This is a genomic window from Rhizobacter fulvus, from assembly GCF_964020785.1.
The window spans coordinates 5,010,205-5,033,580 of record NZ_OZ224516.1 but is presented as its reverse complement, the minus strand read 5'-3'; the positions used below and the strand labels follow the sequence as shown (position 1 = coordinate 5,033,580).

Annotated in this window: 17 protein-coding genes and 4 tRNA genes; 15 read left to right on the top strand and 6 right to left on the bottom strand. The window is 66.8% G+C overall.

Annotation, left to right across the window (positions count from 1 at the left end; all coding sequences use genetic code 11):
• Window positions 1-174 precede the first annotated feature (174 nt).
• The 3 genes from leuA to pbpG all read left to right on the top strand — a co-directional run bounded on the left by leuA (window position 175) and on the right by pbpG (window position 4,664).
• Window positions 175-1,884, top strand: coding sequence for a 2-isopropylmalate synthase (gene leuA, locus ACWH49_RS23865; RefSeq protein ID WP_448173697.1), 1,710 nt, complete (start codon window positions 175-177; stop codon window positions 1,882-1,884).
• A 32-nt stretch (window positions 1,885-1,916) separates the two neighbouring features.
• Complete coding sequence (locus ACWH49_RS23860) at window positions 1,917-3,458, top strand: 2-isopropylmalate synthase (protein WP_448173696.1); 1,542 nt, start codon at window positions 1,917-1,919, stop codon at window positions 3,456-3,458.
• 183 nt (window positions 3,459-3,641) lie between these two features.
• Window positions 3,642-4,664: a D-alanyl-D-alanine endopeptidase gene (gene pbpG / locus ACWH49_RS23855; RefSeq protein WP_448174389.1), complete on the top strand. Its 1,023-nt coding sequence runs from the start codon at window positions 3,642-3,644 to the stop codon at window positions 4,662-4,664.
• A gap of 37 nt (window positions 4,665-4,701) precedes the next feature.
• Here pbpG and ACWH49_RS23850 read toward each other — a convergent pair whose 3' ends face one another.
• Window positions 4,702-5,472 carry an IclR family transcriptional regulator gene (locus tag ACWH49_RS23850; RefSeq protein ID WP_056470141.1) on the bottom strand — a complete coding sequence of 257 codons (771 nt, stop codon included), beginning with the start codon at window positions 5,470-5,472 and terminating at the stop codon, window positions 4,702-4,704.
• Window positions 5,473-5,566: 94 nt separating this feature from the next.
• Between ACWH49_RS23850 and ACWH49_RS23845 the strand changes: the two genes are divergently transcribed.
• Entirely contained in the window at window positions 5,567-6,667 is a 1,101-nt protein-coding gene (locus ACWH49_RS23845) for a TIGR03790 family protein (RefSeq protein WP_448173695.1), read from the top strand.
• Here the strand turns inward: ACWH49_RS23845 and hpnE are convergent, their stop codons facing one another.
• From hpnE to hpnC, 3 genes are read right to left on the bottom strand one after another with little or no spacing between them, the layout of a single operon-like run.
• Window positions 6,668-7,969, bottom strand: a complete 1,302-nt coding sequence (gene hpnE, locus ACWH49_RS23840; RefSeq protein WP_448173694.1) for a hydroxysqualene dehydroxylase HpnE — start codon at window positions 7,967-7,969, stop codon at window positions 6,668-6,670.
• On the bottom strand, window positions 7,966-8,802 hold the full coding sequence (gene hpnD, locus ACWH49_RS23835; RefSeq protein ID WP_448173693.1) for a presqualene diphosphate synthase HpnD: 837 nt from the start codon (window positions 8,800-8,802) through the stop codon (window positions 7,966-7,968). Before hpnD ends, hpnE begins: the two co-directional genes overlap by 4 nt.
• Window positions 8,799-9,653 carry a squalene synthase HpnC gene (gene hpnC, locus ACWH49_RS23830; protein WP_448173692.1) on the bottom strand — a complete coding sequence of 285 codons (855 nt, stop codon included), beginning with the start codon at window positions 9,651-9,653 and terminating at the stop codon, window positions 8,799-8,801. Before hpnC ends, hpnD begins: the two co-directional genes overlap by 4 nt.
• A 119-nt stretch (window positions 9,654-9,772) precedes the next feature.
• Between hpnC and ACWH49_RS23825 the strand changes: the two genes are divergently transcribed.
• From ACWH49_RS23825 to ACWH49_RS23785, 9 genes are all read left to right on the top strand, one after another.
• Window positions 9,773-10,909: an efflux RND transporter periplasmic adaptor subunit gene (locus ACWH49_RS23825; RefSeq protein ID WP_448173691.1), complete on the top strand. Its 1,137-nt coding sequence runs from the start codon at window positions 9,773-9,775 to the stop codon at window positions 10,907-10,909.
• A complete protein-coding gene (locus ACWH49_RS23820; RefSeq protein ID WP_448173690.1) occupies window positions 10,906-14,040 on the top strand; it encodes an efflux RND transporter permease subunit in 3,135 nt (1,044 codons plus the stop codon). Before ACWH49_RS23825 ends, ACWH49_RS23820 begins: the two co-directional genes overlap by 4 nt.
• 29 nt (window positions 14,041-14,069) lie before the next feature.
• Window positions 14,070-14,156: transfer RNA gene (locus ACWH49_RS23815), tRNA-Leu, on the top strand.
• Between the two features lie 29 nt (window positions 14,157-14,185).
• Window positions 14,186-15,493, top strand: coding sequence for a trigger factor (tig, locus tag ACWH49_RS23810; protein WP_448173689.1), 1,308 nt, complete (start codon window positions 14,186-14,188; stop codon window positions 15,491-15,493).
• A gap of 135 nt (window positions 15,494-15,628) precedes the next feature.
• Entirely contained in the window at window positions 15,629-16,255 is a 627-nt protein-coding gene (gene clpP / locus ACWH49_RS23805) for an ATP-dependent Clp endopeptidase proteolytic subunit ClpP (RefSeq protein WP_056470011.1), read from the top strand.
• Between the two features lie 135 nt (window positions 16,256-16,390).
• The gene (gene clpX / locus ACWH49_RS23800; protein ID WP_448173688.1) at window positions 16,391-17,656 is read left to right on the top strand and encodes an ATP-dependent Clp protease ATP-binding subunit ClpX; all 1,266 of its coding nucleotides are present in this window, start codon (window positions 16,391-16,393) and stop codon (window positions 17,654-17,656) included.
• 112 nt (window positions 17,657-17,768) lie between these two features.
• Window positions 17,769-20,192 (top strand): endopeptidase La, encoded by a 2,424-nt coding sequence (lon, locus tag ACWH49_RS23795; RefSeq protein ID WP_056470006.1) that lies wholly within the window; start codon window positions 17,769-17,771, stop codon window positions 20,190-20,192.
• An 82-nt stretch (window positions 20,193-20,274) separates the two neighbouring features.
• Window positions 20,275-20,350 (top strand) — tRNA-Gly (locus ACWH49_RS23790).
• A 73-nt stretch (window positions 20,351-20,423) separates the two neighbouring features.
• Window positions 20,424-20,497 (top strand) — tRNA-Cys (locus ACWH49_RS23785).
• Between the two features lie 48 nt (window positions 20,498-20,545).
• Here the strand turns inward: ACWH49_RS23785 and ACWH49_RS23780 are convergent.
• Together ACWH49_RS23780 and murI are read right to left on the bottom strand one after the other, a co-directional pair.
• Window positions 20,546-20,630: transfer RNA gene (locus tag ACWH49_RS23780), tRNA-Leu, on the bottom strand.
• On the bottom strand, window positions 20,621-21,472 hold the full coding sequence (murI, locus tag ACWH49_RS23775) for a glutamate racemase (RefSeq protein ID WP_448173687.1): 852 nt from the start codon (window positions 21,470-21,472) through the stop codon (window positions 20,621-20,623). The genes ACWH49_RS23780 and murI overlap by 10 nt, the downstream gene beginning before the upstream one ends.
• A 147-nt stretch (window positions 21,473-21,619) precedes the next feature.
• Here murI and ACWH49_RS23770 point away from each other — a divergent pair, with 147 nt between their 5' ends.
• Window positions 21,620-22,369, top strand: a complete 750-nt coding sequence (locus tag ACWH49_RS23770; RefSeq protein WP_448173686.1) for an electron transfer flavoprotein subunit beta/FixA family protein — start codon at window positions 21,620-21,622, stop codon at window positions 22,367-22,369.
• Window position 22,370: 1 nt separating this feature from the next.
• The gene (locus ACWH49_RS23765) at window positions 22,371-23,306 is read left to right on the top strand and encodes an electron transfer flavoprotein subunit alpha/FixB family protein (RefSeq protein WP_448173685.1); all 936 of its coding nucleotides are present in this window, start codon (window positions 22,371-22,373) and stop codon (window positions 23,304-23,306) included.
• Window positions 23,307-23,376 lie beyond the last annotated feature (70 nt).

Below are 23,376 nucleotides of genomic sequence, written 5' to 3'. Positions count from 1 at the left end.
ATTCGAAGCTTATGACGTTCGTGTCCGCGCTCTCGCTGCTGCTACTCCTAGAGGAACCACGGGTTCGCTAGTCACGCACGTCCACACGTCCTGATCTCAACGGCCCGTATGCAACCTGCAGCGGGCCGTTCGTCATTTCTGTGCTGCAGGTTTGAACTCCACCGGAACCAAACCATGTTGAAGCAACCGCAGCAGAAGTACCGCGCCTTCGCCCCGATCGCCTTGACCGACCGCACCTGGCCCGACGCCGTGCTGAGCGCGGCTCCGATCTGGCTGAGCACCGACCTGCGCGACGGCAACCAGGCGCTGATCGAACCGATGGACCCGCAGCGCAAGCTGCGGATGTTCGAGATGCTGGTGAAGATCGGGTTCAAGGAGATCGAGGTCGGCTTTCCGTCCGCGTCGCAGACCGAGTTCGACTTCCTGCGCCTGCTGATCGACGAGAACCGCATCCCCGACGACGTGACGATCCAGGTGCTGACGCAGGCGCGGCCGCACCTGATCGAGCGCACCTTCGAGTCGCTGGTGGGCGCGAAGCGCGCGATCGTGCACCTGTACAACGCGGTGGCGCCGGTGATGCGCCGCGTGGTGCTCGGCATGGATGTGGACGGCATCGTCGAACTCGCCGCCAGCCACGCGCGGATGATCCGCGACTGCGCGGCGCGCATGCCGGAGACCGACTGGCGCTTCGAGTACTCGCCCGAGATGTTCTCCGGCACCGAGCTCGCCTTCAGCAAGCGCGTGGTCGATGCGGTGACAGAGGTCTGGCAAGCCTCGCCCGAGCGGAAGTGCATCGTCAACCTGCCATCGACCGTCGAGCATTCGACGCCGAACGTGTTCGCCGACATGATCGAGTGGATGCACCGCCACCTGGCCCGTCGTGACGGTATCGTGCTCTCGGTGCATCCGCACAACGATCGCGGCACGGGCACGGCGGCCGGCGAATTCGCGCTGATGGCCGGCGCCGATCGCATCGAAGGCTGCCTGTTCGGAAACGGCGAGCGCACCGGCAATGTCGATCTGGTCAACATCGCGTTGAACCTTTACACGCAGGGCGTCGCGCCGGGGCTCGACTTCTCCGACATCGACGACGTGCGCCGCTGTGTCGAGCATTGCAACCAGCTGCCGGTGCACCCGCGCCATCCGTACGTGGGCGATCTGGTCTACACCTCGTTCTCCGGCTCGCACCAGGACGCGATCAAGAAGGCCTTCGCCTCGCGCCGCGAGGGCGACGTCTGGGACATGCCCTACCTGCCGATCGACCCGAAGGACCTGGGGCGCAGCTACGACGCGGTGATCCGCGTCAACAGCCAGTCGGGCAAGGGCGGCATCACCTACCTGCTCGAGAGCGAATACGGGCTCGAATTGCCGCGGCGACTGCAGATCGAGTTCAGCCAGGTCGTGCAGGGTGTGATGGACGGCGAGGGCAAGGAGCTCTCGGCGGCCGACATCTGGCAGATCTTCGAACGCGAATACGCGATCGCCGATGCAACCCGCGCGCGGGTCGAGCATCCGACGATCGTCGATCGTCATGACGGCACGGTGCAGCTGACCGCCGACGTGACGATCGCGCGGCGGCAGGTGCGTGTCGACGGCCACGGCACCGGCCCGATCGACGCGTTCGTGAGCGGCCTGGCCGCGCATGTCGGCCTGCCGCTGCGCGTGCTCGATTACCACGAGCATTCGATCGGCAGCGGGGCCGACGCACGCGCCGTCGCCTACCTCGAGCTGCGCATCGGCGCCGAGGCGGGCAGCGCGCAGACGCTGTTCGGCGTCGGAATCGACACCAACATCGTCTCGGCGTCGCTGAAAGCCATCGCCTCCGGACTGGCGCGAGCGCGCGGCGTCACGGTCGGCGCGCAGGTGCAGCCGGCGCTCGCCTAACATCCACCGAAGAACACAGGAGCAAGTTCATCATGGCCGACAAGCTGATCATTTTCGACACCACGCTGCGCGACGGCGAGCAATCGCCCGGCGCCTCGATGACCAAGGACGAGAAGCTGCGCATCGCGCGCCAGCTCGAACGTCTGAAGGTCGACGTGATCGAGGCCGGTTTCGCCGCTTCGTCGAACGGCGACTTCGAATGCGTGAAGGCCATCGCGCACGCGATCAAGGACAGCACCGTCTGCTCGCTCGCGCGTGCCAACGACCGCGACATCGCCCGCGCCGCCGAGGCGCTGGCCGGTGGCGCGTCGACCCGCATCCACCTGTTCCTGGCCACCAGCGCGCTGCACATGGAGAAGAAGCTGCGCATGACGCCCGATCAGGTGTTCGAGCAGGCGAAACTCGCCACCCGCTTCGCGCGCAACCTGAACGGCGATGTCGAGTTCTCGCCCGAGGACGGCTACCGCTCGGACCCGGACTTCCTGTGTCGTGTGCTCGAGGCCGTGATCGCCGAAGGTGCCACCACGATCAACGTGCCCGACACCGTCGGCTACGCGATCCCCGAGCTGTACGGCCAGTTCCTGCTCGACCTGCGCACCCGCATCCCGAACTCGGACAAGGCCGTCTGGTCGGTGCACTGCCACAACGACCTCGGCATGGCCGTGGCCAACTCGCTGGCGGGCGTGATGATCGGCGGCTGCCGCCAGGTCGAATGCACGATCAACGGCCTGGGCGAACGCGCGGGCAACTGTTCGCTCGAGGAGATCGTGATGGCGGTCAAGACGCGCCGCGACTACTTCAAGCTCGATCTGAACATCGACGCGACGCAGATCGTGCCGGCGTCGCGGCTGGTCTCGCAGACGACGGGCTTCGTCGTGCAGCCGAACAAGGCGGTGGTCGGCGCCAATGCCTTCGCGCACGCGTCGGGGATCCACCAGGACGGCGTGCTCAAGGCCCGCGACACCTACGAGATCATGCGGGCCGAAGACGTGGGCTGGGCCGCCAACAAGATCGTCCTCGGCAAGCTCTCGGGCCGCAACGCGTTCAAGCAGCGACTGAAGGAACTGGGCATCGAGATGGAGAGCGAAGCCGAGATCAACGCCGGCTTTGTGCGGTTCAAGGAACTGGCCGACCGCAAGAGCGACATCTTCGACGAGGACATCATCGCGCTGGTGATGGACGAATCCGTGACCGCCGAGCAGGAGCACTACCGCCTGCTCGCTCTGTCGCAGCGCTCCGAGATGGGCGAGAAGCCGCATGCCAGCGTGGCCTTTGCGGCCGGCGACATCGAGCACCATGCCGAAAGCGACGGCAACGGGCCGGTCGACGCGAGCCTGAAGGCGATCGAGTCGAAGCTCCAAAGTGGTGCGGAGATGCTGCTCTACTCGGTCAACGCCATCACCTCGGGCAGCACCGAATCCCAAGGCGAGGTCACGGTGCGACTGCAGCATGGCGGCCGGGTCGTCAACGGCGTGGGCGCCGACCCGGACATCGTCGTCGCGTCGGCCAAGGCCTACCTGTCGGCGTTGAACAAGCTGCACAGCAAAATCGAACGAGTCGCCGCCCAGGGGTGACCACGGCCCGGCTGACGGCCGGCGAGTCTGGACTTGAGGAAGAGCGCGTAAGTTTTTGATCTTGCGCGCTTTTTTTCTTTCACCTACACTCCCGGCACTGAGCGAAAAGGGACGTCCGTGGCATCGATCAACAAGCTGGTTCTGGGTGGCGTTTGGGCGCTGATCGCGACTTTTTCGCTCGCGATGCCGACACATTCAGACGCGGCGCAGCGAGCCGCCAAGAAAAAGTCCCACGCGGTCGCATCCGTGAAGCCCAAGGCCGCCGTCAAGTCGCGCGGCAAGAGTGCCCGCCAAGCGACGCTGGTCGGCGCCGGCAACGTCCGACGTGTCTCGACCCTGCTTCGAGTCGAGCCCGCCCGCCCGTCGTTCGGTCAGATGTACGGGTTGCACAACACGGCGGATTCGCTCGATCTGAAGTCCAGCGTCGCGCTGGTGCTCGACTCGGACACCAATGAAGTGCTGTTCAGCAAGAACCCGGGCGCGGTGCTGCCGATCGCCTCGCTGACGAAGTTGATGACCGCGCTCGTCGTCACCGAAGCCAAGCTGCCGTTGAACGAGACGCTGACGATCACCGACGACGACGTCGACACCGAGAAGAACAGCCGCTCCCGCCTGCGCGTGGGGACCAGCCTCAGCCGCGAGGAGATGCTGCACCTCGCGCTGATGTCTTCGGAGAACCGCGCTGCCCACGCCCTCGGACGCGCTTATCCCGGGGGCCTGGAGGCGTTCGTCGCCGCGATGAACCGCAAGGCGCAGGAACTGGGCATGAAGGACACGCGTTACGTCGAGCCCACGGGCCTGTCCAGCCGCAACCAGTCGAGCGCGCGCGATCTGGCCACGCTGGTGCAGGCGGCGCAGGCGCATCCCATCATTCGCGAGTTCTCGACCTCGTCGGAATACGAGGTCGAAGTCGGCAACCGCCCGACGCAGTTCCGCACCACCAACGCGCTGGTGCGCAGCCCGTCCTGGGACATCGCGCTGCAGAAGACCGGCTACATCACCGAAGCGGGTCGCTGCCTGGTGATGCAGGCGCGCATGGCGGGCCGCAAGCTGATCATGGTGTTCCTGGATTCGGCCGGCAAGTACTCGCGGATCGGTGACGCCGAGCGCGTTCGCCGCTGGGTCGCCGATTTGCCGGCCCATGCCGTCCACGCCGCGCCTGCCGCGGCCGTCGAGACCGCCACCATCGTCAAGCCGATCTCCTGATCGCCGGCGGTACGCCTCCAGGCGCGCCGGGCCGGGGTCACGCCGCGCGGTGCCCGAGCGCCGACGAGATCTGCGCGGCCGTTTCCTTCAGGCGCTCCAGCCAGCTTTCCTCGAGCCGGTCGGCTGGCGCCGAGATCGACAGGCCCGCCACCAGCTTGCCCTGGTCGTCGAGGATGCTGGCCGCCATGCAGCGCACGCCGAGTTCCAGTTCCTCGTCATCCCGCGCCGTTCCGACGCGGTTGACGCGCGCCAGCTCGCGTTCGAGCTGCGCGAGCTCGGTGATGCTGTTGCGGGTGTGGCCGGCCAGCCCGGTGCGGGTCGCGTAGGCGCGCACGCGGGTCGCGTCGTCCTGGGCCAGGAACAGCTTGCCGACCGACGTCAGGTGCAGCGGCGCGCGCCCGCCGATCGCACGCACGACCTGCATGCCGGAACGCTCGCTGTAGGTGCGTTCGATGTAGACGATCTCGTCGCCCTGACGCATCGACAGGTTCACCGGCTGATGGGTCAGCTTGTGAAGTTCCCGCATCGGGCCGAGCGCGGCATCGCGCACGTCGAGCCGTGCCTTGACCAGGTTCCCCAGCTCCAGCAGACGCATGCCGAGCCGGTAACTGCCGGCCTCGGGGCGATCGACGTATCGGCCGATCGTCAGGTCGTTCAGGATGCGGTGCGCGGTCGACGGGTGCAGGCCGGTCTGTTCGCTGATCTGTTTCAACGACACCGGATCGGGGTAGCTGGCGAGCACGTCGAGCAGCCCGAAAGCGCGCTCCAGCACCTGTATCGTCGGCGTCTTGCTTTCACTTTTGACCATGGCCTCGATTCTCCCTCAGATTGTCAAATTTTTGTATGGCGAAAACGTCGGCTGTAATCCGGGACCTGGAATCTTGCGCACCGGGGTCGCCCTCGTGGCCTCGGCAACGATGCTGGCGGCCGGGGCCCAAACCCGCGAGACGGACTACCTGAAACGTCAGTACGACTTCACCGCGCCGCCGCTGCCGGCGCCGGCAGCTAGTGCGAACCGGTGGACGCCGGTCCCGCGAATCACAGGCCGCATCACGAGCCGTGAACTCGGGTTGGTGATCAACACGGCCGACCCGTATTCGGTGGAAGTCGGCGAGTTCTACATCAAGGCACGGGGCCTGACGCGCGCCCAGGTGCTGCGCCTCCAACTGCCGGTGCGCGGCGTGCTGACACCGGACGAATTCAGGCAGTTCGCCGCCGCGGTGGATTCGTTCTTCGATGTGCCCGTGCAGGCGCTCGCGTTGGCCTGGACGCAACCCTACGCCGTGGCCTGCAACTCCATCACCGGCGCGCTCGCGCTCGGCTTCGACGCGGCGCTGTGCAACCACACGTGCGCGCCGTCGGCCCGCTCGCCGTACTTCAACAGCGCGACCGCGCGTCCCTATTCCGACCTGAAGCTGCGGCCCGCGATGCTGCTGGCGGCGCGCGACACGGCGATGGCCAAGGCGATGATCGAGCGCGGGGTCGCGTCCGACGGCACGCTCGGGCTGCGCGGCAGCCCGCCAGTCCATGCCTATTTCGTCAGGACGAGCGACGGCGCCCGCAGCGCCCGGGCGCCTCTGTTCCCGCCGCCGGGCCTGCTGCGTCGCCCGGGGGTCGACGTCCATGTCGAGGCCAAGGAGGCGATCGAGAAGGCGCAGCGCGTGCTGATCTACGAGACGGGCCTGGTCAGCGTGCCCAAGCTCGACACGATCGGCTGGGTGCCGGGGGCCCTGGCCGATCACCTCACGTCGTTCGGTGGGCAACTGGAGCGCGAGACCGGCCAGATGTCCATCCTCGACTGGATCGCTTCGGGTGCGACCGCCAGCTACGGCACCGTCTCCGAGCCGTGTGCCCACCCGCCCAAGTTCCCGAACCCTCAGGTCCTGTTGCTGCATTACCTGCAAGGGGCCAGCGCGCTCGAGGCTTACTGGAAGAGCGTCGCCTGGCCGCAGCAGGGCGTGTTCATCGGCGAGCCGCTGGCCGCGCCGTTCGCGCGGCGCTGATCAGCGCGGCTGACGCGCGGCGGCCAGGCCGCTGCGTACCGCGCCCTCCAGCGTCGCCGGGTACGGCCCGTCGACATGGTCGCCGGCCGCCATCAGCCCCGGCACGATCCGCATCGCGGGGCGTGACAAGCCCGGCGTGCAGCGGAACGTGGCGCGCTTCTCGGTCAATGTCCGCACGGCCGTGAGCCGCGCACTCCCGAGTTGTTGGCGCAGGGCGATTCGGGCCTGCTGCAACGTGGCCTCGGTGGTCGTCGCCATGCCGCGTTCGACCCACGCTTGCGCGCCGCTGACGACGAACGCCAGCAGGCCCTGCGGTCCACCCAACTGCCCGCGGTCGAACACGAACTGCGCCGGCGCGTCGACGCCCGTGCGGAGCGCCAGCATCGGTTCGTCCAGGCGCACGCCCTCGGCGCGGAGGTAGACGGTGACGATCGGCTCGTAGTGCAGCGCGGCGGCGCGCGCGGCCCATGCCGGTGCGATCTCGCGGACCAGCCGCGCCGCTTCCGTCGGCGTCGTCGCCAGGACGACGCGTTCGAACGGCTCGCCGTCGATCGACCACCCGCCGCCAGCGGCGGCCAACGATCCGACGCGATGGGTCATGCGCACACTCGCGCCGGCCTGCGCCAGCCAGCGCAGCGCCGGGTCGGGCACCAGCGCGCTGAGGCCGACTTTCGGCAGCAGCAGGTCGGCGGAGCCCGGGCCCGAGAAGAGGGCGTCCTTCAGCACGCGCAGGAACACGCTCGCACTCGCCTCGTCGGCGGGCGTGTTCAGCGCGGCCACGCACAGCGGATCGATCAGGTCGTCGCGGATGACGTCGGGCAGGTGGCGGGTCAGCGTGCCGACGGTCAGCGCAGGATCGCAGCGGAAGCCGCGCAGCGCCCAACCCGCTGCGGCGACCAGCAGGGCAAGGCGTGTGTCCAGCGGCCAGCCGCGCTGGCGCAGCACCGCCGAGCCGAACGCCTGCATCGGCGCACCCGGGCGCAATTGCAGGCCGATGCCGTCCGGGTAGGTCACGCGCAACGGCGTGCGCACGAAGGCATCGGCCGGCTCGACGCCGAGCGTGCGCAGCAGCCTGAGCGTCTCCACGTACGCGCCGATCAGGATGTGCTGGCCGTTGTCCAGCAGCTGCCCGTCGCGATCGACGTCCCGTGCCCGGCCACCGAGCTGGGGGGCCATCTCGAACAGCGTGACGTGGTCACCGCGGCGCGTCGCCTCGACGGCTGCCGCCAGCCCGGCCCAGCCGCCGCCCACCACCGCGATCGGGGTCGCCCCCGGGCGGGGCGGCGCGGCGAGCGGGTTCACCGGCCGCGCCAGTTCGTGCGCATCGCGATCCAGAGCTTGCGCAGCGGCGTCAGCGACGTGCGCTGGTGCAGCACCTGGAAGCCGCCGGCCTCGATCTCGCGCAACAGGGTGCGGTAGATGTTGGCCATCATCACGCCGGGCTTCTGGGCCACGCGGTCCGCCGCGGGAAGCAGCGCGAAAGCTTCGTCGTACAAGCGGTGCGCGCGGTCCGCCTGGAACTTCATCAGCGCGGTGAAGCGATCGCTGTAGCCCCGGTTCAGGACTTCCTGCGCCTTGACCTCGAACTGTTTCAGTTCGGAGACGGGCAGGTAGATGCGGCCGCGGCGCGCGTCGTCGCCGACATCGCGGATGATGTTGGTCAGCTGCATCGCCAGGCCGAGGCGATGCGCGTAGTCGGTGGTGCGCGGGTCGGTGCGGCCGAAGATGCTCGCGGCCACCTCACCGACCACGCCGGCGACCAGATGACAGTAGCGCGCGAGCCCCGGGAAGTCGAGGTAGCGCGACTGCTCGAGATCCATCTGGCAGCCGTCGACCACCGCAAGCAGGTGCTCGGCGCGGATATCGAACGCGGCCGCGTGCGGCATCAACGCCTTGGTGACCGGGTGGCTCGGCTGACCGCCGAACGCGGACGCCACCTCCTTGCGCCACCAGGCGAGCTTGGTCGCCGCGACGCCCGGATCGCTGACCTCGTCGACCACGTCGTCGACCTCGCGGCAGAACGCATAGAACGCGGTGATCGCGGCGCGGCGCGGCGGCGGCAGGAACAGGAAGGCGTAGTAGAAGCTCGAGCCGCTCTTGGCAGCCTTGTCCTGCACGTACTGTTCGGGCGTCATGCGGAGCGGCTCGCGACGAACGCGCGCGGCGCGCGCATCCACAGCGCGCGCCAGAGCAGCACGGGTGCGTCGAGCGCCTTGACGGTCGGCCGCGCATTCAACGTCGCGAAGTCCATCGCTTCGATTTTCTCCAGGATGCGCAAGCCCCCATGCACCACCAGGCGCAGCTCCCAGCCGGCGCGGCCGGGGACCGCGTGCACCAGCGGTGCGCCCGCCTGCATCAGGTCGCGCGCCCAGCCGACGAGATCGGCCACCAGCGCGCGCACGTTCGGCGCGTCGTGCTGCCCGAGCAGCGCGGACGCCGCGACGCCATGGCGGACGCAATCGCCGGTGGGCGGGTAGATGCGTCCACGGCGGGTGTCGACGCCCAGGTCCTGCCAGAAGTTGGCCAGCTGCAGCGCCGTGCAGATGGCATCCGACTGGCGCAGCGCCTGCGCGTCGTCGACGCCGTACAGGTGCAGCAGCAGACGGCCCACGGGGTTGGCCGAACGCCGGCAGTAGTCCAGCAGCTCGGCGCGCTCGGCGTAGCGCGTCTTGACCACGTCCTGCTCGAACGCGCTCAGCAGATCGGCCAGCAGATCGGCAGGCAGCGCGTGGGCGACGAGGGCGGCGCGCAGCGGCCCGAAGACGTGTGGCCATCGCGACGATGGCGCGTCGCCCCGGCAGGCGGCTGCCAGGTCGGCACGGTAACTGCTCAACTCGGCCAGACGCTGGTCGGCCGATGCGTCGCCCTCGTCGGCGATATCGTCGGCCGTGCGGGCGAAGTGGTAGATCGCACTGACCGCCGGCCGCAGGCGGGGCGGGCACAGGATCGATGCGACCGGAAAGTTCTCGTAGTGTTCGACGCTCACGGCACGATTGTCCACGTTGTGCGCCGGGGCGGCAGTCGCGCCGGGCGGTAGTGTTTGACATTGGCCGGGGTGGCCGAATATATTACTGACCGGTCAGTCATTTAAAGCCGAGGAATTCCATGCGCCCTGCGCTGATCGTCAAGCTGGCCGCTGTCGCGGCAATCGCAGCGCTCGCCGCCTGCTCCCGCACCGAGACCGCGCCCGATCCGATCCGCGCGGTTCGGACCTTGACCGTCTCGCCGCAGACCGCCGGCGGCAGTTTCGACTACGCCGGCGAGGTCAAGGCGCGCACCGAGTCGCGCCTGAGCTTCCGGGTCGGCGGCAAGATGGTGAAGCGGCTGGTCGACCTCGGCGACACCGTGAAGGCCGGGCAAGTGCTGGCGCAGCTCGATGCGCGCGACCTGCGCCTCGGACAGGACGCGGCCCGCGCCAGCATGGCGGCGGCGCAGGCCTCCTACGAGCAAAGCGCCGCCGACTACAAGCGCTACAAGGAACTGAGCGACAAGGGCTTCATCGGTCCGGCCGAACTCGATCGCCGCGAGATGGCGATGAAGACGGCGCGCGCGCAGCTGGACCAGGCGCGCGCGCAGTCCAGCGTGCAGGGCAACCAGGCGGGCTATGCCACCTTGGTCGCCGATGTCAGCGGCGTGATCACCGGCGTCGATCTCGAGCCCGGCATGGTCGCGTCCGCCGGCACGCCGGTGCTGCGGCTGGCGCACGACGGCCCGCGTGACGTGGTGTTCTCGGTGCCGGAAGACAAGGTCGCGACCGTCAAGGCGCTCGCCGGGCAGCCCGGGTCTTTCACCGTCAAGGTCTGGGGCACAGACGCGCCACTGCCGGCGACCATCCGCGAGATCTCGGCTGCCGCTGATCCGGCCACCCGCACCTTTCTCGTCAAGGCCGACATCGGCACCGCCGCCGCAGGGGCGCGCCTCGGCCAGACCGCCACCGTGTCGATGGAGCTGCCCCAGATAGCGGGCGTCAACAAGCTGCCGCTGTCGGCGCTGCGGGAAGAGCAGGGGCGCAGTGCGGTCTGGTTGGTCGACCGTGCCAGCATGACCGTCAAGTCGCAAGAAGTGAAGCTTGCCGGCGCCGACGGCAACGAGGCCGTGATCACCGGTGGCCTGTCTCCCGGGCAGATCGTCGTGACCGCGGGGGTGCATGTGCTGAGCCCGGGGCAGAAGGTCAAGTTCTATGTCGATCCCGGCGCGACGACCGCGCCCGCGGCGTCGGGCACACCGGTCAGCGTCAAGTGAGCGAGCCGGCCGTGGGGGATCAGGACGCGCCGTCGCGCTTCAACATCTCGAAGTGGGCGCTCGATCATTCGGCGCTGACCCGCTACCTGCTGATCGTGCTGCTGGCGCTGGGCGCGGCGGCATACTTCCAGCTCGGGCAGGATGAGGATCCGCCGTTCACGTTCCGCGCGATGGCGCTGCGTGTGTTCTGGCCGGGCGCCACCGCGCAGCAGGTCGCCGAGCAGGTCACCGACAAGCTCGAGAAGACGCTGCAGGAAGTGCCGTACGCCGACAAGATCCGCAGCTACTCCAAGCCCGGCGAGGCGCTGATCATCTTCCAGGTGCGCGACTCGTCGCCGCCGAAGGAGATGCCGCAGATCTGGTACACGGTGCGCAAGAAGATCGGCGACATGCGAGCGACGCTGCCGGGTGGCGTGATCGGCCCGTATTTCAACGACGAGTTCGGCGATGTCTACGGCTCGATCTACGCGCTGTCGGCCGACGGCTTCAGCTACCAGGAGCTGAAGGACCAGGCGGACCGCGTGCGCCAGCGCCTGCTGAAGGTGCAGGACGTCAACAAGGTCGGCATCTTCGGCGCGCAGGACGAGAAGCTGTTCGTCGAGATCCCGCAGAAGCGCCTCGCGCAGCTCGGGCTCGACTTCAACCAGGTGCTGGCGCAGCTGGGCCAGCAGAACGCGGTCGAATCGGCCGGCACCGTCAACGCGCCGACCGATTACCTGCAGGTGCGGGTGGGCGGCCAGTTCAACACCGTCGAGGAACTGCGCCAGTTCCCGATCCGCGCGAACGGCGCCAACTTCAAGCTCGGCGACATCGCCGAGATCAAACGCGCGTATGTCGATCCGCCGCAGGTCAAGGTGCGGCATCAGGGCCACGAGGTCATCGCGCTCGGCATTTCGATGGCCAAGGGCGGCGACATCATCCGCATGGGGCATTCGCTGGACACCACGATCGCGCAGATCCGCGCCGAGCTGCCGGCCGGCATCGAGCTGCATCAGTTCCAGAACCAGTCGAAGGTCGTCTCGGGTTCGGTGAACGAGTTCGTCGGCGTTCTGATCGAGGCGGTCGTGATCGTGCTGGCGGTCAGCTTCATCAGCCTCGGGCTGCACTTCAAGCCGTTCCGCCTGGACTGGCGGCCGGGGCTGGTCGTGGGCATCACGATCCCGCTGGTGCTGGCGATCACGTTCGTGACGATGTACTACTGGGGCGTCGGGCTGCACAAGATCTCGCTGGGCTCGCTGATCATCGCGCTCGGGCTGCTTGTCGACGACGCGATCATCTCGGTCGAGATGATGGTGCGCAAGCTCGAGGAGGGCTACGACAAGGTGCGCGCCGCGACCTTCGCCTACGACGCCACCGCGATGCCGATGCTCACCGGCACGCTGATCACCGCCGTCGGCTTCCTGCCGATCGGGCTGGCGCAATCGACGGTCGGCGAATACACCTTCGCGATCTTCGCGGTCACGGCCGCGGCGCTGCTGATCTCCTGGTTCGTGTCGGTCTACTTTGTGCCGTACCTCGGCGTGTGGCTGCTGAAGACCCGCCCGCATGCAGGCCAGCCGCACGAGATGTTCGACACACCGTTCTACGGGCGCTTCCGGCGCGTCGTCGGCTGGTGCGTGCAGCACCGCTGGATCACGATCGGCCTGACGATCGGCACGCTGGTGCTCGGGATCGCCGGCATGGGCAAGGTGCAGAACCAGTTCTTCCCGGATTCGAGCCGGCCCGAGATCATCGTCGACCTCTGGTTCCCGGAAGGCACCTCGTACGCGGCCAACGAGTCGGTGACCAAGCGCGTCGAAGCGCGGGTCATGAAGCTCGATGGCGTCGACCACGTGACGACCTGGGTCGGCAGCGGCGTCGAACGCTTCGTGCTGGTGCTCGACCAGATCTTCCCGCAGAGCAACGTCAGCCAGATGGTCGTGCTGCCGAAGGACCTGAAGGCGCGCGAGAGGTTGCGCAAGATGCTGCCGGAGCTGCTGGCGACCGAGTTCCCGGAGGTTCGCGGCCGTGCCAAGCTGCTGCCCAACGGGCCGCCGGTGGCGTACCCGGTGCAGTTCCGCGTCGTCGGGCCGGATGCGGCGAAGGTGCGCGTCTATGCCGACGAGGTCAAGGCCATCATGCGGCAGAACCCGAACCTGCGCGGCATCAACGACAACTGGAACGAGTCGGTCAAGGTGCTGCGCCTGGACATCGACCAGGACAAGGCCCGAGCCCTCGGCGTGACCAGCCAGTCGATCGCGCAGGCCGCGCGCACCATCAACACCGGCACCACGATCGGCCAGTATCGCGAGGACGACAAGCTCGTCGACATCGTGCTGCGCCAGCCGCTGGACGAGCGCGACGCGATCACGGATCTCGCCAACGGCTACGTGCCGACTGCCAGCGGCCGCAGCATCCCGCTCGGCCAGATCGCCCGCGCCAGCTTCGTCTGGGAACCGGGCGTGCTGTGGCGGGAAGGGCGCGACTACGCCGCCACGGTGCAGGGCGACATCATCGAGGGACTGCAGGGCGCCACGGTGACCGCGCAGCTCGACCCGCTGTTTAAGCCGGTGCGCGACAAGATGCTGCCCGGCTACCGCATCGAGGTGGCCGGCGCGGTGGAGGAGAGCAGCAAGGGCCAGGGCTCGATCGCGGCCGGTGCGCCGCTGATGCTGTTCATCATGTTCACGCTGCTGATGCTGCAATTGCACAGCTTCAGCCGCTCGGCGCTGGTGTTCCTGACCGCGCCGCTGGGCATCGCCGGCATCGCCGCGGCGCTGCTGGTGCTGAATCGGCCGTTCGGCTTCGTCGCGCTGCTGGGCGTGATCGCGCTGATGGGGATGATCATGCGCAACTCGGTGATCCTGATCGACCAGATCGAGCAGGACCGGGCGCGTGGCGTGCCCACCTGGGACGCGATCGTCGAGGCGGCGGTGCGGCGCTTCCGCCCGATCATCCTGACCGCGGCGGCGGCCGTGCTGGCGATGATCCCGCTGTCGCGCAGCGTGTTCTGGGGGCCGATGGCGGTCGCGATCATGGGCGGACTGATCGTCGCCACCGTGCTCACGCTGCTGTCGCTGCCGGCGATGTATGCGGCATGGTTCCGCGTCCGGCGCGACGAGCCGACCGGAATGCCCGCCGAGAACGGCTAAAATCCGCCTTTCGCCGAGGGATGCCCCTCGCGCGGGTGGCGAAATTGGTAGACGCACCAGGTTTAGGTCCTGACGCCAGCGATGGTGTGCGGGTTCGAGTCCCGCCCCGCGCACCAGCTATTCATACACACAGAGTTCACACACCATGACCGTCCAAGTTGAAACCCTCGACAAGCTCGAGCGTCGCATCACGCTCACGCTGCCCACCTCCGCAATCAGCACCGAAGTCGAGTCGCGCCTGAAGAAGCTCTCGCGCACCGTCAAGGCCGACGGCTTCCGCCCCGGCAAGGTGCCGATGAGCGTGGTCGCGCAGCGCTACGGCTATTCGGTCCACTACGAGGTCATGAACGACAAGGTCGGCCAGGTGTTCAGCGAGGCCGTCAACGAGGCCAAGCTGCGTGTCGCCGGTGCCCCGAAGATCGCCGAGAAGGAAGGCGCGCCGGAAGGCCAGGTCGCGTTCGATGCGACCTTCGAGGTCTACCCCGACGTCAAGCTCGGCGACCTGAGCACCGCTGAAGTCGAGCGTGTGTCGACCGAGGTCACCGAAGAGGCGATCGACAAGACCATCGACATCCTGCGCAAGCAGCGCCGCACGTTCGCGCAGCGCCCGGCTACTGAGGGTGCCGTCGAGGGCGACCGCGTGACGATCGATTTCGAAGGCAAGATCGACGGCGTGCCGTTCGACGGCGGCAAGGCGGAAGGCTTCCAGTTCCTGATCGGCGAGGGCCAGATGCTCGAGCAGTTCGACCAGGCCGTGCGCGGTATGAAGTCGGGCGAGTCGAAAACCTTCCCGCTGCAGTTCCCAGAGGATTACCAGGGCAAGGATGTGGCGGGCAAGGAAGCCGACTTCCTGGTCACGCTGAAGAAAATCGAGGCCCAGCACCTGCCGGAAGTGAACGAGGCGTTCGCCAAGTCGCTCGGCATCGCCGAACCGACGGTCGAAGGCCTGCGCGCCGACGTCAAGAAGAACCTCGAGCGCGAAGTGAAGTTCCGCGTCCTGGCGCGCAACAAGGCCAGCGTGATGGATGCGCTGGTCACCGCGTCGGAACTCGACGTGCCGAAGGCGCTGGTCGCCGGCGAGACCGAGCGCATGGTCGAGGCCGCCCGTGCCGACCTGAAGAAGCGTGGCGTGAAGGATGCCGACTCCGCGCCGATCCCGGCCGAGATCTTCCAGCCGCAGGCCGAGAAGCGCGTGCGCCTGGGTCTGGTGGTCGGCGAACTGGTTCGTGCGAACAACCTGCAGGCCAAGCCCGACCAGTTGCAAAAGCACATCGAGGAGATGGCGCAGAGCTACGAGAAGCCGTCGGAAGTGGTGCGCTGGTACCTCGGCGACCGCCAGCGGCTGGCCGAAGTCGAGGCCGTGGTGGTCGAGAACAACGTCGCGGAATTCGTGCTCGGCAAGGCCAAGGTCACCGACAAGGTGCTGCCGTTCGACGAACTGATGACGGGCTGATCGTCGTCCCGAATCCCTCCGAGGGCGCGGCCGCGAGGTCGGCGCCCTTTTTCGTGCCCGGGCCCAATCTGCCACGTCGACCTTGTGGCGACATAATCGGCCCCAACATCTGCGGAATCCCTTTGAAGGAGTGCCATGAGCGCGCTTGAAACCACCGGCCTGGGCATGGTCCCCATGGTCATCGAAACCTCCGGCCGCGGCGAGCGGGCCTACGACATTTACAGCCGCATGCTGCGCGAGCGGGTCATCTTCCTGGTCGGGCCGGTCAACGACCAGACCGCGAACCTGGTTGTGGCGCAGCTGTTGTTCCTGGAGTCGGAGAACCCCGACAAGGACATCTCGCTGTACATCAACTCACCGGGCGGCTCGGTCAGCGCCGGGCTGTCGATCTTCGACACGATGCAGTTCATCAAGCCCGACGTGTCGACGCTGTGCATGGGCATCGCCGCCAGCATGGGCTCGTTCCTGCTGATGGCCGGTGCCAAGGGCAAGCGCATGGCGCTGCCGAACTCGCGCGTAATGATCCACCAGCCTTCGGGCGGCGCGCAAGGCCAGGCGACCGACATCGAGATCCACGCCCGCGAGATCCTGAAGACGCGCGAGCAGCTGAACAAGATCTACGCGGAGCGCACCGGCCAGACGATCGAGAAGATCCGCTCGGACATGGAGCGCGACATGTTCATGGACCCGACCGAGGCCAAGGCCTACGGCCTGATCGACCAGGTGCTGGAGCACCGCGCGACGCCGCCGAACGCGGGCTGACGCCCGCGGCCGGCGAGGAGCCGGCGCGGTGCCAGCAACAACACGGAAAACGGGGCCTTTTTCACTGTGAAGGCCCCGATTTCTTTTGAACTATCATTGGCCAGTCCCTTCCCCTACGCCTCGACGAACCACTCTATGGCTGACAAAAAAGGCGCCTCCAGCGAGAAGGTCCTGTACTGCTCGTTTTGCGGCAAGAGCCAGCATGAGGTGAAGAAACTCATCGCCGGCCCGAGCGTGTTCATCTGCGATGAGTGCATCGAACTGTGCAACGACATCATCCGCGATGAAGTGCCTGCTGAAGGCACCGATCCGAAGGCCGCCAAATCCGACCTGCCGGTGCCCAGCGAGATCAAGGCCAGCCTCGATCAGTACGTGATCGGGCAGGACGTGGCCAAGCGCACCCTGTCGGTGGCCGTCTACAACCACTACAAGCGGCTCAAGCACATGAGCCGCACGAGGGACGAGATCGAACTCGCCAAGAGCAACATCCTGCTGATCGGGCCCACCGGCTCGGGCAAGACGCTGCTGGCGCAGACCCTCGCGCGGCTGCTGAACGTGCCGTTCGTGATCGCCGATGCGACCACGCTGACCGAAGCCGGATACGTCGGCGAGGATGTCGAGAACATCATCCAGAAGCTGCTTCAGAACTGCGGCTACGACGTCGACAAGGCGCAGCGCGGCATCGTCTACATCGACGAGATCGACAAGATCAGCCGCAAGGCCGACAACCCCAGCATCACGCGTGACGTGTCGGGCGAGGGCGTGCAGCAGGCGCTGCTCAAGCTCGTCGAGGGCACGATGGCGAGCGTGCCGCCGCAGGGCGGGCGCAAGCACCCCAATCAAGACTTCTTGCAGATCGACACGACCAACATCCTGTTCATCTGCGGCGGTGCGTTCGACGGGCTCGAAAAGGTCATCCAGAACCGCTCCGAGAAGTCCGGCATCGGTTTCGGTGCCACGGTGCACGGCAAGAGCGAGAAGCGCGTCTCCGAGGTGTTCCGCGATGTCGAGCCCGAGGACCTGATCAAGTTCGGCCTCATCCCCGAGCTGGTCGGCCGCCTGCCGGTGGTCGCCACGCTCGGCGAGCTGACCGACGACGCGCTGGTGCGCATCCTGACCGAACCGAAGAACGCGCTGGTCAAGCAGTACCAGAAGCTGTTCGCGATGGACGGCGTCGAGCTCGAGATCCGCCCGTCGGCGCTGCAGGCGATCGCCCGCAAGGCGCTGGCCCGCAAGATCGGCGCGCGCGGGCTGCGCTCCATCATGGAGCAGTCGCTGATCGACACGATGTTCGACCTGCCCACGCTCGACGGCGTGGCCAAGGTGGTGCTGGACGAGCACACGATCGAAGACGACGCCAAGCCGCTTCTCGTCTACCGAGAGCAGAAGGCGAGCGCCTGACGACCGGCGCCGCGTCCATCAGTCCGGGTTCGCCGCAGGGCAGTTCGTGCCGCGGCGTCTTGCAATGAAAGCTCGAGCCCTCAGATCGGCTTGAGAAAGAGAGGAACACCCCATGTCCGGACACCCCATCCTGCCTGCCGAAGAAATTACCCTGCCTCTGCTCCCGCTGCGCGACGTGGTGGTCTTCCCCCACATGGTGATCCCACTGTTCGTGGGTCGCCCCAAGTCGATCAAGGCGCTCGAAGTGGCAATGGAAGCCGGCCGGCAGATCATGCTGGTCGCGCAGAAGGCCGCCGGCAAGGACGAGCCCAAGCCCGACGACATGTTCGAAGTCGGCTGCGTCTCGTCGATCCTGCAGATGCTGAAGCTGCCGGACGGCACCGTGAAGGTGCTGGTCGAGGGCATCCAGCGTGCCAACACCCACCGCATCAGCGACAACGGCGAGTACTTCGTCGCCGACGTGACGCCGGTACCGCCCGAGGCCGATACCAAGCCGGAGATCGAGGCGCTGCGCCGCGCGGTCACGCAACAGTTCGACCAGTACGTCAAGCTGAACAAGAAGATCCCGCCCGAGATCCTGACCTCGATCGCCGGCATCGATGACGCCGGTCGCTTGGCCGACACGATCGCCGCGCACCTGCCGCTGAAGCTCGAGAACAAGCAGTCGGTGCTCGACCTCTACGCGGTCGACAAGCGGCTCGAGAAGCTGCTCGAGCAGCTCGAGCATGAAGTCGACATCCTGCAGGTCGAGAAGCGCATCCGTGGCCGCGTCAAGCGCCAGATGGAGAAGAGCCAGCGCGAGTACTACCTGAACGAGCAGGTCAAGGCGATCCAAAAGGAGCTCGGCGACGGCGAGGACGGCGCCGACATGGAAGAACTCGAGAAGAAGATCATTGCCGCGAAGATGCCGAAGGACGCGCGCAAGAAGGTCGACGCCGAGTTCAAGAAGCTCAAGCTGATGTCGCCGATGTCCGCCGAGGCGACTGTCGTGCGCAACTACATCGACACGCTGGTCAACCTGCCATGGGCGAAGAAGACCAAGATCAAGCACGACCTGGCGTTCGCCGAGGCCGTGCTGAACGAAGACCACTACGGCCTCGACAAGGTCAAGGACCGCATCCTCGAGTACCTCGCGGTGCAGCAGCGGGTCGACAAGGTCAAGTCGCCGATCCTGTGCCTGGTCGGCCCTCCGGGTGTCGGCAAGACCTCGCTCGGCCAGAGCGTCGCGCGCGCGACCGGGCGCAAGTTCGTTCGCATGGCGCTGGGCGGTGTGCGGGATGAAGCCGAGATTCGCGGTCACCGCCGCACCTACATCGGCTCCATGCCGGGCAAGGTGCTGCAGAGCCTGACCAAGGTCGGCACGAAGAACCCGCTGTTCCTGCTCGACGAGATCGACAAGCTGGGCATGGACTTCCGCGGCGACCCGTCGAGCGCGCTGCTCGAAGTGCTCGATCCGGAGCAGAACCACACGTTCAGCGACCACTACGTCGAGGTCGATTTCGACCTGAGCGACACGATGTTCATCGCGACCTCGAACTCGATGAACATTCCGCCGGCGCTGCTGGACCGGATGGAAGTGATCCGCCTGTCGGGCTACACCGAGGACGAGAAGCTGAACATCGCGTTGAAGTATCTCGCCCCGAAGCAGGCGAAGAACAACGGCGTGAAGGACGAGGAGATGGAGCTCACCGAATCGGCGGTGCGCGGCATCATCCGCTACTACACCCGCGAAGCCGGCGTGCGCTCGCTCGAACGCGAAATCAGCAAGATCTGCCGCAAGGTGGTCAAGTCGATCCAGCTGAAGCAGGTGACGGACAAGGTCGTCGTGACCGAGGACAACCTCAACGACTACCTGGGCGTGCGCAAGTACGACTACGGCCAGGCCGAAAAGAAGAACCAGGTCGGGCAGGTCGTCGGTCTCGCGTGGACCGAAGTCGGCGGCGATCTGCTGACGATCGAGGCGGCCGTGATGCCCGGCAAGGGCAACATCATCCGCACCGGCCAGCTCGGCGACGTGATGAAGGAATCGGTCGAGGCCGCACGTTCTGTCGTGCGCAGCCGCGCGCGACGCCTGGGCATCAAGGACGAGATGTTCGAGAAGCGTGACGTGCACATCCACGTGCCTGATGGCGCGACGCCGAAGGACGGCCCGAGCGCGGGCGCGGCGATGACGACGGCCTTCGTGTCGGCGCTGACCGGCATCCCGGTCAAGGCCAATGTCGCGATGACCGGCGAGATCACGTTGCGCGGTGAAGTGACGGCGATCGGCGGATTGAAGGAGAAGCTGCTCGCGGCACACCGCGGCGGCATCACCACCGTGATCATTCCGGAAGAAAACGTCAAGGACCTGCAGGACATTCCTGAGAACGTGAAGAACAAGCTCGAGATCGTGCCCGTCAAGTGGATCGATCGTGTGCTCGAGGTCGCGTTGGAGCGGGTGCCGGAAGCCTTGCCGGAAGAGGAAGCGGCGAAGCCCGCCGAAGAGGCTGCCAAGCCCGCGGTGCCTCCGGCCGGGTCCGAACTGCTGACGCACTGAACTTTGTTCGAGCCGGCTTGCAGAGCCGGCATTTTTCAGCCTATAATGCGGGCTCTGCAGATATTCGATGTCGGCAGAAAATGCGGGAGTAGCTCAGTTGGTAGAGCGCAACCTTGCCAAGGTTGAGGTCGAGAGTTCGAGACTCTTCTCCCGCTCCAAACTCGAAGAAAAAGGGAAGCCGAGTGCTTCCCTTTTTCTTGTCTAGAATTCCGACGGATCGGAACAAGAAGCGGCGCGATAGCAAAGCGGTTATGCCCCGGATTGCAAATCCGGTCAGTCCGGTTCGACTCCGGATCGCGCCTCCAAACGAAAAAGCCTCGCAGCGATGCGAGGCTTTTGTCGTTGTGGCGTCCTGGTGCCCGGGGCGGGAATCGAACCCGCACACCTTTCGGTCGCGAATTTTAAGTCCGCTACGTCTACCAATTTCGTCACCCGGGCCGTTGGCACGGGATGATAGTCAGAAGTTCGACCGGGGTCCGATCCAGGCCCGGGCATCGAGGCAGCAACCGCGCCATGGTGTCGCTCGCGCCGGTGCTGACGACGCGCACACGCGGCGTCGCGTCGAACACGGGCTCCATCCCGTCCCAAAGCGAGGCCGTGCGCTCGGAGATGGCGCTTGCCGTGTCGACCACCGTGATGTCGGGCCCGAGCAGCTCGCGAATCGTCGGTTCGACGAACGGATAGTGCGTGCAGCCGAGTACGACCGTGTCGACCCGCGCGGCCCGAACCGCTTCGCAGTACGGCGCCAGCGCTTCAACCAACGCGGCGCCGTCCAGCACGCCGCGCTCGATCGCATCGGCGAGCCCGGGACACGCCTGAACGTGCACATGGGCGTCGCCGGCGTAGCGATCGACCAGATGACGCAGCCGCGCGCTACTCGCCGTGGCCACCGTGGCCATCACGGCGATCCGTCGCGTGCGCGACCGGGCCGCGGCCGGCTTCACGCCTGGCTCCACGCCGACGAACACGATCGTCGGCCAACGCGCGCGCAGCGCCTCGATGGCCAGCACCGTCGCGGTGTTGCAGGCCACGACGATCATCGTCGCGCCTTGTGCGATCAGCCAGGCGACGAGGCGCGAGCTGCGCTCGACGACGAACTCGCCAGGGCGATCGCCGTAGGGCGCGCACGCGACATCGCCCACATAGACCATCGATGCATCGGGCAGGCGCTCGCGCAGCGCGCGAAGGATCGACAGGCCGCCGACGCCCGAGTCGAAAACACCGATGCAGGGCCCGCGAAAGGCGGCATCGATCTCGGACAATTCCTGAGCGTCGGTCATGGCTGCCGGCAGTCTAGACGCGACTTCGGTCTAAAATAGCACGATCGTTCGTTTTTATGGGCTGGCGTCACCTTGGCGGCAGGGAGCCGATACCTCGCCAACTAGAATCCGCCCAACCCGGAATCCCGCTTTCAGGAGACAGCTGCAATGAAAATCCTCGTCCCGGTCAAACGCGTCGTCGACTACAACGTCAAGGTACGCGTCAAGAGCGACGGCACCGGCGTGGACATCGCCAACGTCAAGATGAGCATGAACCCGTTCGACGAGATCGCCGTCGAAGAGGCGGTGCGGCTCAAGGAGAAGGGCATCGTCTCCGAGGTGATCGCCGTTTCTTGCGGTGTCACCCAGTGCCAGGAGACGCTGCGCACCGCGATGGCGATCGGCGCCGACCGCGCGATCCTGGTCGAGACCAGCGACGAACTGCAGCCGCTCACCGTCGCCAAGCTGCTCAAGGCGCTCGTGGACAAGGAACAGCCGGGCCTCGTGATCCTCGGCAAGCAGGCGATCGACGACGACTGCAACCAGACCGGACAGATGCTCGCGGCGCTCGCCGACCTGCCGCAGGCCACGTTCGCCTCCAAGGTCGAGCTGACGACGGACTCCGTCAGCGTCACCCGCGAGGTGGACGGTGGTGCCGAAACCCTCAAGCTGAACCTGCCGGCGATCATCACGACCGACCTGCGCCTGAACGAGCCGCGCTACGTCACGCTGCCCAACATCATGAAGGCGAAGAAGAAGACGCTCGAGGTGCTCAAGCCGTCCGACCTGGGCGTCGAGATGAAGGCGCACCTGAAGACCCTCAAGGTCAGCGAGCCGCCCAAGCGCAGCGCCGGCATCAAGGTGCCCGACGTGGCCACGCTGGTCTCCAAACTGAAGAACGACGCGAAGGTGATCTGAAATGGCTGCCCTGGTTATTGCTGAACACGACAACGCCACCGTCAAGGGGGCGACCCTCAATACCGTGACCGCTGCCATGCAGTGCGGCGGTGATGTCCACGTGCTGATCGCCGGCGCCAACGCCGCCGCCGCGGCGCAGGCCGCGAGCCAGATCGCCGGCGTGGCCAAGGTGCTGCACGCCGACGCCGCGTATTTCGAGCATGGTCTGGCCGAGAACATCGCCGCGCAAGTGCTTTCGCTCGCGAAGGACTACAGCCACATCCTGTTCCCGGCGACCGCCGCCGGCAAGAACGTGGCGCCGCGTGTGGCGGCCAAGCTCGATGTCGGTCAGATCTCCGACATCACCAAGGTCGATGCGGCCGACACTTTCGAGCGCCCGATCTATGCCGGCAACGCGATCGCGACCGTGCAGAGCCTGGACGCGATCAAGGTGATCACCGTGCGCACCACGGGCTTCGATCCGGCCGCGGCGACCGGCGGCAGCGCCGCGGTCGAAACGCTCACGGCCACGGCCGATGCAGGCAAGTCGAGTTTTGTCGGCAGCGAGATCGCGAAGAACGACCGCCCCGAACTGACCGCCGCGAAGATCATCGTCTCGGGCGGCCGGGCGATGGGCAGCAGCGAGAAGTTCAACGAGGTGCTCACGCCGCTCGCGGACAAGCTCGGTGCCGCGCTCGGCGCGAGCCGGGCGGCGGTCGACGCGGGCTATGCGCCCAACGACTGGCAGGTCGGTCAGACCGGCAAGATCGTCGCGCCACAGCTCTACATCGCCGCCGGCATCAGCGGCGCGATCCAGCACCTGGCGGGGATGAAGGACAGCAAGGTCATCGTCGCGATCAACAAGGATCCGGAAGCGCCGATCTTCTCGGTCGCCGACTACGGTCTCGAGGCCGATCTGTTCACCGCTGTGCCCGAGCTCGTGAAGGCCCTCGGCTGATCGGCGTTCAGCCGGCAACGCAGACCCCAGGCGCGCAACGCGAGTTGACGCGCCTTTTCTATTCCTGGAG

What these genes read in the sequence shown, in the direction of transcription:
- leuA (WP_448173697.1), top strand. Translation starts at nt 175, where the DNA reads ATGTTGAAGCAACCGCAGCAGAAGTACCGCGCCTTCGCCCCGATCGCC.
- ACWH49_RS23860 (WP_448173696.1), top strand. Translation starts at nt 1,917, where the DNA reads ATGGCCGACAAGCTGATCATTTTCGACACCACGCTGCGCGACGGCGAG.
- pbpG (WP_448174389.1), top strand. Translation starts at nt 3,642, where the DNA reads ATGCCGACACATTCAGACGCGGCGCAGCGAGCCGCCAAGAAAAAGTCC.
- ACWH49_RS23850 (WP_056470141.1), bottom strand. Translation starts at nt 5,472, where the DNA reads ATGGTCAAAAGTGAAAGCAAGACGCCGACGATACAGGTGCTGGAGCGC.
- hpnD (WP_448173693.1), bottom strand. Translation starts at nt 8,802, where the DNA reads ATGACGCCCGAACAGTACGTGCAGGACAAGGCTGCCAAGAGCGGCTCG.
- ACWH49_RS23825 (WP_448173691.1), top strand. Translation starts at nt 9,773, where the DNA reads ATGCGCCCTGCGCTGATCGTCAAGCTGGCCGCTGTCGCGGCAATCGCA.
- tig (WP_448173689.1), top strand. Translation starts at nt 14,186, where the DNA reads ATGACCGTCCAAGTTGAAACCCTCGACAAGCTCGAGCGTCGCATCACG.
- clpP (WP_056470011.1), top strand. Translation starts at nt 15,629, where the DNA reads ATGAGCGCGCTTGAAACCACCGGCCTGGGCATGGTCCCCATGGTCATC.
- clpX (WP_448173688.1), top strand. Translation starts at nt 16,391, where the DNA reads ATGGCTGACAAAAAAGGCGCCTCCAGCGAGAAGGTCCTGTACTGCTCG.
- lon (WP_056470006.1), top strand. Translation starts at nt 17,769, where the DNA reads ATGTCCGGACACCCCATCCTGCCTGCCGAAGAAATTACCCTGCCTCTG.
- murI (WP_448173687.1), bottom strand. Translation starts at nt 21,472, where the DNA reads ATGACCGACGCTCAGGAATTGTCCGAGATCGATGCCGCCTTTCGCGGG.
- ACWH49_RS23770 (WP_448173686.1), top strand. Translation starts at nt 21,620, where the DNA reads ATGAAAATCCTCGTCCCGGTCAAACGCGTCGTCGACTACAACGTCAAG.
- ACWH49_RS23765 (WP_448173685.1), top strand. Translation starts at nt 22,371, where the DNA reads ATGGCTGCCCTGGTTATTGCTGAACACGACAACGCCACCGTCAAGGGG.